Source organism: Streptomyces sp. NPDC093591, from assembly GCF_044764885.1.
GTDB lineage: Bacteria > Actinomycetota > Actinomycetes > Streptomycetales > Streptomycetaceae > Streptomyces.
In genome coordinates this window covers 77,853-89,623 of the sequence record NZ_JBIWIY010000015.1, presented here as the reverse complement: position 1 = coordinate 89,623, position 11,771 = coordinate 77,853, and the positions used below count along the sequence as shown (strand labels likewise).

At 69.1% G+C, this 11,771-nt stretch carries 11 protein-coding genes; 1 reads left to right on the top strand and 10 read right to left on the bottom strand.

The genetic code is table 11. The features are described 5' to 3' along the window. Positions 1-90: 90 nt before the first annotated feature. A complete protein-coding gene (locus ACIREI_RS29390) occupies positions 91-1,581 on the top strand; it encodes a condensation domain-containing protein (protein ID WP_403338983.1) in 1,491 nt (496 codons plus the stop codon). On the opposite strand, the gene ACIREI_RS29385 is transcribed toward ACIREI_RS29390, so the two are convergent. The 10 genes from ACIREI_RS29385 to hemL all read right to left on the bottom strand — a co-directional run bounded on the left by ACIREI_RS29385 (position 1,490) and on the right by hemL (position 11,446). Next, the gene (locus ACIREI_RS29385; protein ID WP_403338981.1) at positions 1,490-1,894 is read right to left on the bottom strand and encodes an SRPBCC domain-containing protein; all 405 of its coding nucleotides are present in this window, start codon (positions 1,892-1,894) and stop codon (positions 1,490-1,492) included. The genes ACIREI_RS29390 and ACIREI_RS29385 overlap by 92 nt on opposite strands. A gap of 38 nt (positions 1,895-1,932) precedes the next feature. After that, on the bottom strand, positions 1,933-2,823 hold the full coding sequence (locus tag ACIREI_RS29380) for a CU044_5270 family protein (RefSeq protein ID WP_403338978.1): 891 nt from the start codon (positions 2,821-2,823) through the stop codon (positions 1,933-1,935). Between the two features lie 68 nt (positions 2,824-2,891). Beyond that, positions 2,892-3,497 carry an RNA polymerase sigma factor gene (locus ACIREI_RS29375; RefSeq protein ID WP_403338976.1) on the bottom strand — a complete coding sequence of 202 codons (606 nt, stop codon included), beginning with the start codon at positions 3,495-3,497 and terminating at the stop codon, positions 2,892-2,894. Between the two features lie 88 nt (positions 3,498-3,585). Beyond that, on the bottom strand, positions 3,586-4,686 hold the full coding sequence (gene ccsB, locus ACIREI_RS29370; RefSeq protein WP_403338973.1) for a c-type cytochrome biogenesis protein CcsB: 1,101 nt from the start codon (positions 4,684-4,686) through the stop codon (positions 3,586-3,588). Continuing rightward, complete coding sequence (locus tag ACIREI_RS29365; RefSeq protein ID WP_403338971.1) at positions 4,683-6,419, bottom strand: cytochrome c biogenesis protein ResB; 1,737 nt, start codon at positions 6,417-6,419, stop codon at positions 4,683-4,685. Before ACIREI_RS29365 ends, ccsB begins: the two co-directional genes overlap by 4 nt. Positions 6,420-6,422: 3 nt before the next feature. Then, positions 6,423-7,196, bottom strand: a complete 774-nt coding sequence (locus ACIREI_RS29360; RefSeq protein ID WP_403338968.1) for a cytochrome c biogenesis CcdA family protein — start codon at positions 7,194-7,196, stop codon at positions 6,423-6,425. A gap of 1 nt (position 7,197) precedes the next feature. After that, a complete protein-coding gene (locus ACIREI_RS29355) occupies positions 7,198-7,815 on the bottom strand; it encodes a TlpA family protein disulfide reductase (RefSeq protein WP_403338965.1) in 618 nt (205 codons plus the stop codon). Positions 7,816-7,881: 66 nt separating this feature from the next. Then, positions 7,882-9,183, bottom strand: a complete 1,302-nt coding sequence (locus ACIREI_RS29350; protein ID WP_403338962.1) for a hypothetical protein — start codon at positions 9,181-9,183, stop codon at positions 7,882-7,884. Positions 9,184-9,401: 218 nt separating this feature from the next. Then, a complete protein-coding gene (locus tag ACIREI_RS29345; protein WP_403338959.1) occupies positions 9,402-10,115 on the bottom strand; it encodes a histidine phosphatase family protein in 714 nt (237 codons plus the stop codon). After that, a complete protein-coding gene (gene hemL, locus ACIREI_RS29340; protein ID WP_403338956.1) occupies positions 10,112-11,446 on the bottom strand; it encodes a glutamate-1-semialdehyde 2,1-aminomutase in 1,335 nt (444 codons plus the stop codon). The genes ACIREI_RS29345 and hemL overlap by 4 nt, the downstream gene beginning before the upstream one ends. Between the last annotated feature and the right edge of the window lie 325 nt (positions 11,447-11,771).

Sequence of the window (11,771 nt, the reverse complement as noted above, 5' to 3'; positions counted from 1 at the left end):
ACCACCGCGAACCGTTTCTGAGTAAGGGTTGCCTCGTTGGGCGGGATACCACCCGTTTGGGTGTGTGTCCTGCCTCGAATGGAGCCGCCTGTGCGAATGACTGACATCCAGCGCTGCGAGGTCCGGCCCGGACGGCTCGTCGAATGGACGCTCAGTCCGGCGACGGTGGCGACGGCGACAGGCCTGCCGGAGGACTCCCGGCCGCCGGCGTACGTCCAGGAGGCGCACCTCAGGACGGTCCACTCCGTGCGTGCGGACGGCCTGTTCCTGCCGACCTGGCTCGGTACGGCGTTCGACATCCCGGGACAGGTCGATCTCGACGCACTGCAGGACGCGCTGCACAGCTGGACGCTCAGGCACGAGACGCTGCGCAGCGGCTTTCGCTGGACCGACGGCGAGATGCACCGGTTCACCGTCGACGCCGAGAACGTGTCGCTCCGGCGCGAAGTGGTCGGCGACTTCCCCGACGCGACGGAACTGGTCCAGCACCTCCAGGACCGCTTCGACGCGGCGGCGTACGCGCTGCGCTGGCCGAACTTCGTCTACGCGGCGGTCGTCCGGGACGACTGCACCAGCGTGTACATGGCGTTCGACCACAGCAACGTCGACGGCTACTCGATCATGCGCATCCCCGCCGAGATCCACGACCTCTACGCGGCGGCCGTCGAGGGCCGCTCCGTGCAGGAGCCGCCGGTCGGCAGTTACGTCGACTTCTGCGGGATCGAGAGGGAGAAGGCCGACCGGATCGCCGACGACCACGCGATCGTCGCCCGCTGGCGGGAGTTCATCCACCGCTGCGACGGACAGCTGCCGAACTTCCCCGTCGAGCTCGGCATCGACCCCACCGGCCTGCACCCGCAGAAGCTGATGCGCGAGATGATCGTGGACGCCGACGCCGCCGCGGCGTTCGAGGCGTACTGCCGTCCCTACGGCGGAAGCCTGGTCGGCGTTCTGGCCGCGACCGGCCTCGTCGTGCACGACCTCGGCGGCGAGCCCGTCTACCGCACGGTCGTGCCGTTCCACACCCGGGACAAGGCCGAGTGGTCGGGCTCCGTGGGCTGGTTCGTCGGCGCCGCGCCGATCGAGATTCCCGTGGCGGCGACGCCCGACTTCGACAGCGCTCTGAAAGCGGTGCGCGCCGGGTTGCGGACCAACCGGCCGCTGGCCCGCATCCCGCTCGCCCGGGTCCTGGACCTGCTCGGCTCGGACTTCCGCCCGACATCGCCCGACCTGTACTCGGTCGTCTCGTTCCTCGATGCCCGGGGCGTCGCCGGCTCCTCGCGGTGGACCGATCTGAAGGCGTACGGGCTGGGCAGGGTGGCGTACGGCGACAAGGTGTACGTGTGGTTCAACCGGCTGCACGAGGGCCTGTGGTTCACGTGCCGCTACCCGGACACCGACATCGCGTACAAGAACATGCGGCTGTATGTGGAGCGGCTGCGGGACATCATCCTGTCGACGTCGTGCCTGCCGTCGGCGTCGCAGCCGGTCAGGGGCTCGATTCGAGTACGTCGATCAGCCTCTCGAACCGGGCCCGCCAACGCTGCTCCGACTCCGTCTCCCCCTGGAACTCATGGGTGAAGCGCAGGGCGGCGCCCGCGTCACCGTCCCGTTCCAGGTGGAAGCGGATCCGGCCGCCGCCCTCGACCGTGTACTCGGCGACCCGGTCCACGTCCCAGGCGGTGACCCGCCCGCTGCCCAGGTCACGCAGGGTGACCGCGCCGCCGAGGTGGGGCTCCAGGACGTCGGCGGAGGTGAACCAGGCCGCGAGGCCGTCCGGGGTGCTGAACGCCGACCAGACCGTCTCCATGGGCCCGGGCAGCCGTACCAGGAAGTGCAGGATGTGCGTGTTCCCGTGGGTCTGGCTGGTGCCCTGTTCGATGGAACCGGTCATGACACCAGCCTGACTCCGCCGGGCACGATGCGCGACCCTTACGGCCGCTGACCTGCCTTGTCGACGACCGTACGGTCCAGGATGGCGGTGCGGGCGGTGACCTCGCCCTTCTTGAAACCGAACGGGAGATCCTCGACGGCCACGGTCCGCTCGCCGAGGAATTCCTTGGTCTTCCTGTCGAAGATCAGCTCGAAGCGCTGCCCGCGGTCCACCCTGGCGACCGCCACGCCGTGCCGGCCGGCCGCGTCCACGGTGTCGTCGATCACGAAGACCCCGGAGATCTTGGCGGCCGCACGGTACAGGGCCGCGGCCTGCGCGGGCGGCATCAGGGATTCGCGGGCGAGATCGCCGACGAGGACGAAGTTGGCCTCGTCCTTGCTGTTGCTGCCCTCACTGACGCTGTTCAGCCACTTGTACATCTTGTCGGGGTCGGTCGGCAGGGTCTGGAGGTGGCGGTAGTTGGTGTTGGACGCGATGCCGGGGGTCTCGGCGTCCAGGGGCTCGTTGTCGAAGCCCTGGTAGGGCTCGTCCAGCAGGCCCTTGCGGCTGCCGTCCACAGACTTCCACACCTCGCGCTCGTGGATCGCCTGGAGCTTCGCGGGCTCGTCGTTGGTCTGCGTGGTCCAGGCGACCTTGCTCTTGATGTACACGAACTGGTCGTCCCGGATGCCGGCCGGCGCTTCCGCGTGCTCGGCGGCGAGCGCGATGCCCTCCAGCAGCTGGGCGGCCTCGTTCCCGGCGCCGGGCTTCACGGCCTCCTTCGTCGCCGTCGGCCTGTCCGGTGTCGCGGCCCGCTCCGCCTGCCCGGACGGGACGGTGAACGTGAGGGCCACCGCGGTGACGGCCGCCACGGCGCCCACCACGAGGGCGGTGCGCACAAAGCGCCGGCGCACGGGTACCTCGGACGGTTCCTGCCGGATCTCGGTCATCAGATGCTCCTTGAGGAGTCGGTGACGGCCCGGCGGAAGGTCTCTGTCCGGAAGCTCCGGGAGCTGGTTCATCGGTTTCCCTCCCTCAGGGGCCCGACCGCGGTGGTGCGGTCTCCTCTCATCTGTCCGCGACGTTGGGGGAGTTCCATATGTTTCGCGAGTTTTGTCCGCGCCCGCGACAGCCGCGACCGTACGGTCCCCACCGGCACCCCCAGCGCCGTCGCCGCCGCCTGGTAGTCCAGCCCGGACCACACGCACAGCGCCAGCACCTCACGCTCGGCCCGCCGCAGCCTGCCCAGGGCGGTGCGTACGACGGCCAGTTGCGCCGAGTCGTCGAGGCGCTCGGCGACCTCGTCGGCGAAGTCGCGCACCGTCTCCTCGCGCGGCAGCCGGGCCAGGGCGGCGGCGTGTCTTCGGGTGGCGCGGCGGGTGTTGCGGGTGACGTTGGTGGCGATGCCGAGCAGCCAGGGGCGCGGCGAGCCGCCCTCCTCGTCGAGCCTCTCGCGCAGCCGCCACGCCTCCAGGAAGGTCAGCGAGACGACGTCCTCGGCCGTCGACCACTCGCCCGTGAGCCGGTAGGCATGGTTGTAGACGGAGCGTGCGTACGCGTCGAAGAGCTCACCGAAAGCGTTGTGGTCCCCCGCGCGGATGCGTCTCCGCAGATTCGTATCCACGTCTCTCTGTCTGTCCGTACGGCGAAGGCCGGTTCCCGTGACCTGAGTCACAGCAACCGGCCTTCAAGGTAAGGGGCCTCTACGGGAGTTACACCCCGGCGTACGAGTGCTTGCCGGAGACGAAGATGTTCACGCCGTAGTAGTTGAACAGCCAGCAGCCGAAGGCGATGAGGGCCAGGTAGGCGGCCTTGCGGCCCTTCCAGCCGGCCGTGGCGCGGGCGTGCAGGTAGCAGGCGTAGGCGACCCAGGTGATGAAGGACCAGGTCTCCTTGGGGTCCCAGCCCCAGTAGCGGCCCCAGGCGTCGCCCGCCCAGATGGCGCCCGCGATGATCGTGAACGTCCACAGCGGGAAGACGGCGGCGTTGACGCGGTAGGAGAACTTGTCGAGGGACGCCGAGGACGGCAGCCGGTCGAGGACGGAGTTCGCGAAGCGGCCGGGGGTGCCGCCGTCGGCCAGCTTGTTCTCGTAGCTGTCCTTGAAGAGGTAGAGCAGCGTGGAGACCGCGCCGACGTAGAACACCGCGCCGCAGAAGATCGCCGTGGAGACGTGGATGTACAGCCAGTACGAGTGAAGGGCGGGAACCAACTGGTCGCTGGCGGTGTACAAGACAGTGACGGCGAGGCCGAGATCGAGGAGGACCGTGGTGATCAGGAACAGCCCGAGCCAGCGCACGTTCTTCTTCAGCGCGAGCAGCGAGAGGTACACACCGACGGCGACCGTGGAGAAGGTGATGTTGAACTCGTACATGTTGCCCCACGGCGCCCGCTGCACCGACAGAGCCCGCGTGAGCACACCGCCGAACTCGACCAGGAAGGCGAGGACGGTGAGGGAGATGGCGATACGCCCGTAGAGGTCGCCCTGCGCGTCCCCGCCGTGCGCCCCGGGCCCGTCCGGCACGTCCCGCTGACCGGCCGTGGCCCGCACGACGACCTTCGGCCGCTCCAGTACGGCGGTGGAGCCCCCCTGCTTCACGGTGACGGCGGGCGCGTCGGCGTTCTTGGCCTTCGCCGGGGTGAGCGCGGCGGCCGTGCGGCCGACCTTGCTGCGGCTGCCGAGGAGCCATTCGGCGATGTACGCGAAGAAGGCCAGGGTGTAGACGGCCATCGACGAGTAGATCAGCGTGTTGCTGATGTTCGCGAGGTTTTCGTTGGTGGCGGCGGCCAACTCGGTCGCGGCGGCGAGAGTCACTTGCTGTCAGCCCCTTCGGCGGGTGCGACTTGGGGGTCGGGGGAAGCTGCGGAATCTGCGGGGTCGTCGTCGGGGTCGGGTGCCCCCGGTGCCTGCTCGTACAGGATCCCGGCGAGGTCGCCGAGTTCCTCGGGGACCTTGGCGGACTCGCTGCGGCCGAGGCCGGCCATCTCGACGACCGTGACGCCGTCGGTGCCGGTGGTGGCCCGCACCCACACGCGGCGGCGCTGGATGAACAGGGAGGCGGCGAGGCCGAAGATCGCGGCGAGGGAACCGGCGAGCGCCCAGCCGCTGGCGGGCTGGCGGGCGACCTGGAAGCCGGCCCACTCCTTGATCTCCTTCTCGAAGGTGATCGAGCCGGCGCCGTTCGGGAGCTTCATGGTCTCGCCGGGCTTCAGGTTCTCCCTGAGCTGCGCGCCCTTGGAGTCCTTGAACCCCTTCAGGTTCTTCTTGTTCAGCTGGTACACGCTTTGAGGGAGGCCCGAGTTGACACCGAGGTCGCCGTGGTAGGCCTCCAGGTTCAGCACCGGGTTGAGCAGCGCGGGGAACTGCGAGGCCAGCTCGTTGCCCTTGACGTAGGTGGGCAGGAAGAAGGCCTGGAAGCCGAGCTGGTCCCACTTGCCCTTGGCGTCGCGGTAGCCGTCCATGACCTTGATGGCGCCGGTGGAGGTGACGTTGCCGTCGAGCGGGAGGAGGGGGACCGCGTCCTGGTAGACGATGTCGCCCTTGCCGTTGCGGACGGTGATGACGGGGGCGTAGCCGTGGCTGACGAGGTAGACCTTCGAGTCGCCGATCTCCAGCGGCTCGTTGACCTTGACGGTGGTCTTCCTGTCCTTGCCGTAGGCGCCGACGCTGTAGGTGAGGTCGGCCTCGTAGGTGCGCGGGGTGCCGCGGTTGGGGCCGCTCGTCTCGTACGTGCCCTTGAAGTTCTTCAGGGTGAAGCTGAACGGGTCGAGGTCGTCCTGGCTGAAGAGGCTGCCGGACTTGAAGTCGTCGTACTGGGTGAGGGTGTTGGAGAACCCGTCGCCCTCGACGATCAGTTTGTTGCCCTCGGACTTGAACAGCTGGCCCCAGGCGAAGGCGATCAGCATCACGATCAGGGCGATGTGGAAGGCGAGGTTGCCGACCTCGCGCAGATAGCCCTTCTCGGCGGCGACGGCGTCACCGGCCAGGTGCGCGCGGAAGCGGCGCTTCTTCAGCAGGGTGAGCGCGGCCTCGCGGACCTGCTCGGGCTCGGCCTCGGTGCGCCAGGTGGTGTAGGCAGGCAGCCGGGTCAGGCGCCTGGGCGCGCCCGGCGGACGGCTGCGCAGCTGGCCGACGAACTGCCAGGTGCGCGGGACGATGCAGCCGATGAGGGAGACGAACAGCAGGATGTAGATCGCGGAGAACCACACCGAGCTGTAGACGTGGAAGAGGCCGAGCTTGTCGTAGATCGGCGCGAGCGTCTCGTGCGCCTTGCGGAACTCGGCGACCTTCGTCTCGTCGATGCCGGTCTGCGGGATGAGCGAGCCGGGGATCGCGCCGAGCGACAGCAGCAGGAGCAGCAGCAGCGCGACCCGCATCGAGGTGAGCTGCCGCCAGAACCAGCGGGCCCAGCCGATGACGCCGAGGGAGGGCAGGCTCGCGATCTCCTCGGTGGGGGCGGTGGAGAGCTGGGAGCCGGCGGCGCCCAGGTCCTGGTCCTCGGCCGGTCCCGGGGTGTTGTCGGGCGCGCTGGTCTTGGTGTTGCTCATCGATCAGATCCCCACAGTGAAGCCGTCGGACCAGACCTGCATCTCCTGCACGATGCGGTCCCACGCGCCGGTCAGCAGCAGTACACCGGTCACGATCATCATGGTGCCGCCGATGCGCATCACCCAGGCATAGTGCCGCTTGACCCAGGTGAAGGCGCCGAGCGCCTTGCGGAAGGCTACGGCAGTGAGGACGAACGGGATGCCGAGGCCCAGGCAGTAGGCGACGGTCAGTATGGCGCCGCGTCCGGCGCTGGCCTCGTTGAAGGCGAGCGTCTGCACGGAGGACAGGGTCGGGCCGATGCAGGGCGCCCAGCCGATGCCGAAGAGGGCGCCCAGCACCGGGGCGCCGGCCAGCCCGGTGGCCGGCTTGGTGTGGAAGCGGAACTCCCGCTGGGTGAGCCAGGGCATCAGGCCCATGAAGAAGACGCCCATCAGGACCATGAGGACGCCGAGGACCTTCGTCAGGACGTCCTTGTTCTCCTGCAGGGTCGAGCCCCAGTAGCCGAACAGCGCCCCGCCGGAGACGAACACGGCGGTGAAACCGAGCACGAAGAGGGAGGCACCGGCGACCATCCGCCCACGCCGGGCATCGGCCAGATCGGTGCCGCTGACTCCGGTGACGTAGGAGAGGTAACCGGGGACGAGCGGCAGGACGCAGGGTGAGAAGAAGGAGACGAGGCCGCCGAGCACGGCGATGGGCAGCGCGAGCAGCAGGGCGCCGTTGAGCACCGTGCCGTTGTACGTCGCGGCTTCGGCGAGCGTGGATACCGCGCTCACGTCACTTCTCCGCGAGGACGGGCTTGATCATGCTGCGCAGCGTGTCCTCGCTGAGCGGCTGGAGCGCGCGCACCGCGATCCTGCCCTGGCGGTCGAGGACGAGGGTGGACGGGATCAGCTGCGGGTTGAGCGTGCCCTTCTCGAAGCGGAGCATCTGCTTGCCCGTGGGGTCGTACAGACTCGGGTAGGTGACCCCGAACTCCTTCTCGAAGGCGACCGCCGGGGTGGTGCTGGTGTCCCGGGTGTTGATGCCGACGAACTCGACGCCCTGGCCCTTGAGGTCCTGGTAGACGGTCTGGAAGTTCTTCGCCTCGGCCCGGCAGGGCGGGCACCACGATCCCCATACGTTGATGACGAGGATCTTGCCCTTGTAGTCGGCGGTGGTGAGCTGCTTGCCGTCGATGGTCTCGCCGGACAGCACGGGGGCCGCCGTCCGAGAGCTCTCGGGGACCGTGTCGATGCCGTTGTTGCCGGTGACGAAGTTGGTGTCACCACCGCCGCCCGACGTGCCGCCGGAACTGCACGCGGACAGGGTCAGCGCGGCGGCCACGGCTGTCGCGGTGAGCAGGACGGCACGGCTGCGGTTCGAGCGCAGGGGGGCACGGCTGGCGGCACTCATGTGAAAAGTTTCGCATGCCCGTTCCGGGGATCTTGCGCACCCCCCTCTCGGGCGTAAACCCGCATTTCAGGCGGCGTTCGAGGACGTCTCCGAGGTGGTCTGCGAGGAGCTTGTGGAGCTGCCCTTCAGGAAGGTGTTCCAGCCACCGACGGGCTCCTGCCCGACGTCGAGCGTCCGCAGCTGGTCGAGCACCTGCGGCTTCTGTACGTCCATCCAGTCCACGAACTGCCGGAAGGAGACCAGCCGTATGTCCTCGCCCTTCTCCTTCTCCCGCGCGATGTGCTTCAGGGCTTCCTCGACGGCGTCCATGTAGATGCCGCCGTTCCACTGCTCGAAGTGGTTGCCGACGAAGAAGGGTGCACGGTTTGTCTCATATGCCCGCTTGAAGCCCTGGATGTACGCCTGCGCCGACTGCTTGCGCCAGCCCGGGTAGTTGTAGCTGGGCGCGTTCGTGGAGTTGACCGACTGGTTGGCGAGCATGTTGTAGTCCATGGAGAGGACCTCGAACGAACGTCCGGGGAAAGGTATCTGCTGCAACGGCAGATCCCACAGCCCCTGCTTCTTCTGCGGCCACACCTGGCGGCCGCCCGGCGACGAGGCGTCGTAGCGCCAGCCCAGTTCGCGGGCGGTGGGCAGCAGGTTGTCCTGGCCGAGGAGGCAGGGCGTGCGGCCGCCGACGAGTTCCTTGTCGTAGTCGAAGGGCAGCGAGGGCAGGTCGGTCCAGCCGGAGTTGGTCCGCCACTCCTTCACGAAAGCCTTCGCCTGCTCGATCTCGCTGCGCCACTGCTGCGCCGTCCAGTTGCCGACGGTGCCGGTGCCGGCGCAGAAGTGGCCGTTGAAGTGGGTGCCTATCTCATGGCCGTCGAGCCAGGCGCGGCGGACGTTCTTCAGCGTCGCCTTGATGTGCTCGTCGGTGAGGTAGCCGATGTCGGACGCGCCGCGCGGGTTGTTCGGGGGCTCGTAGAGCCGCTTCTTCGACTCGGGGAGCAGATACAGCCCCGAGAGGAAGAAGGTCATGTGCGCGCCGTGCTCCTTGGCGAGGTCGAGGAAGCGCGGGAAGAGGCCGTTGCCCACCTCGCCGGCGCCGTCCCAGGAGAAGACGACGAACTGCGGCGGCTTCTGGCCCGGCTCCAGCGGCTCGGGCTTGCCCGGCTGGTTCGGCTGCTTGCCGGTGTAGGAGGTGGAGCCGTCGCCGATGGGGCGGGCACGGTGGGTCTGGGTGCCGGGCTTGTTGTCCGCGCCGTCCGTGGAACCTCCGGCGCCGTTCGACCCGTCTGACGACGTGAGCGTGCCGCACCCCGCGAGCCCGAGGCCGGCGGCCGCCCCGGCACCGAGTCCGATGACTCCCCTTCGGCTGAAGTTGCGCATTCCTGCCCCATCCGTCGTGCTTTGCTGGTGGTCACCCAGTCAGAGGGCACGACGAACGGGCAGGTTCCTCCGAATCACGGAGGATTCGCAACAAATGTCACAAACGTGTACTGGGCACCCTGCAGAGCCGCGGAGCCGTATCGATGGGCGGCTCCGCCGCGTGGGCGTGACCGGCCCCCACGGCCCGCGGATGCGTCCCGGCGCTTCCAGCGGAGCGTCTACGCGCCGAAAGCCTTGTCCTTGCCCTTCACCGGCTTGGCACCGGCGCGGAGATGGGCGGGGACGAGGTCGATGGCGGGCTCGGAGTAGCCGACGGACACGATCTTGTCGCCCTGGTACGTGAAGCTCGTCACGGACGCGAGCGTGCACTGCCGCTTGCGCGGGTCGTGCCACAGTCGCCGCTTCTCGACATAGCTCCGCACGATCCAGATCGGCAGCTGATGGCTGACCAGCACGGCCTCGTGCCCGCGCGCGGCGTCCTTGGCGGCGTCGAGCGCGCCCATCATGCGGATGACCTGCTCGACGTACGGCTCACCCCAGGACGGCTTGAAGGGGTTGACGAGATGCTTCCAGTTCTCGGGCCTCTTCAGGGCCCCGTCTCCCACGCCGAAGGTCTTGCCCTGGAAGACGTTGTCGGCCTCGATGAGCCGCGCGTCGGTCGCGAGGTCCAGCCCGTGCGCCTTGGCGATCGGCGTCGCGGTCTCCTGCGCCCGCTCCAGCGGGGAGGAGCAGACGTACGTGATGTCACGGGAGGCCAGGTGCTCGGCGACCCGGTCGGCCATCTGCCGCCCGAGCTCGGACAGGTGATACCCGGCGAGACGGCCGTAGAGGATCCCGTCGGGGTTGGCCACTTCACCGTGCCGCATGAGATGGACGACGGTGATGTCGCCGGTGTTGGCCGTGGGGGCGTTGGTCATGGGGTTGTCGCTCATGCCGCCGTGGCCTCCGCCGCCGCTCGGGCCGCCGCCGGGAGGGCGTCGGCGATCCGCTGCACGGCCTGCTCGTCGTGTGCCGTGGAGACGAACCAGGACTCGAAGGACGAGGGCGGCAGGTAGACGCCCTGCGCCAGCATCGAGTGGAAGAAGGCGGTGAAGCGGAAGGACTCCTGCCGCTTGGCGTCCTCGTAGTTGCGCACGTCCCGGTCCGTGAAGAACACGGAGAACATGTTGGAGGCGGTCTGCAGGCGGTGCGCGACGCCTTCCTTGGCGAGGGCCTCGGTGACGAGGGACTGGATCTGCGCGGAGACGGCGTTGACGGTGTCGTAGGCGGCCTCGTCGAGGAGCCGCAGCTGGGCGAGGCCGGCGGCGGTGGCGACCGGGTTCCCGGAGAGGGTGCCGGCCTGGTAGACGGGGCCGGCGGGAGCGAGGTGCTCCATCACGTCCGCACGCCCACCGAAGGCGGCGGCCGGGAAGCCGCCTCCCATGACCTTGCCGAAGGTCATGAGGTCGGGCTCGACCCCGTCGATGCCGTACCACCCGGCGCGGCTGGTCCGGAACCCCGTCATGACCTCGTCGGAGATGTAGAGGGCGCCGTTGCGCCGGCAGGCGTCCTTCAGCCCCTGGTTGAACCCGGGGAGCGGCGGGACGACGCCCATGTTGCCGGGCGAGGCCTCGGTGATCACACAGGCGATCTCACCGGGGTGCCGGTGGAAGGCCTCCTGTACGGCCTCCAGGTCGTTGTAGGGAAGGACGATCGTGTCGCCGGCCTGGGCGCCGGTGACACCGGGGGTGTCGGGCAGGGCGAAGGTGGCGACACCGGAGCCGGCGGAGGCGAGCAGCGAGTCGACGTGGCCGTGGTAACAGCCGGCGAACTTGATCACCTTCGTGCGCCGGGTGAAGCCGCGGGCGAGCCGGATGGCGGACATGGTGGCCTCGGTCCCGCTGGAGACGAGCCGCACCTGCTCGAGCGGTTCGATCCGCTCGACCATCTCCTCGGCGAGCGCGACCTCGCCCTCACCGGGCGTGCCGAAGGAGGTGCCGCGGGAGACGGCGTCCTGGACGGCGGCGATGACGGCCGGGTGGGAGTGCCCGAGGATCATGGGCCCCCAGGAGCAGACGAGGTCGACGTACTCGCGCCCGTCGGCGTCGGTCAGGTACGGACCCGTGCCGGACACCATGAACCGGGGTGTACCGCCCACGGCCCGGAAGGCGCGCACCGGGGAGTTCACGCCGCCCGGCGTGACGGCGGCCGCACGGTCGAACAGAGCCTGCGAGGCAGGCGCATCGTATGGATAGGGCGTTCCTGAAGAGGGCGCTTCGCTCATGACCTGCGACTACTCCGACCTTCTCTGACTACTCCGATGATCTCGGACTCCGGTTGCCAGTGACCTCCTCAGGGTAGGCCAGGGGGCGGCCGGGGCAGCGGGGCGCTGGTGAACCGGCGGCCGGGGCGGTGGGCAGCTACTGAACCGTCGACCAGTCGCCCCGCCCCCTTTCCGGCCCCTTTCCCCACCCCTGCCCGCCCCCTCCACTCCCCCCGTCGCGCCCCACCGCCCCCGAGCACCCCCCGTCCCCTCCCCACGATCTGCGAGACTGGACGTGATACACACAGCTCATGCGGGGCGTGATGGTCGGGGACTGAAAAGATCC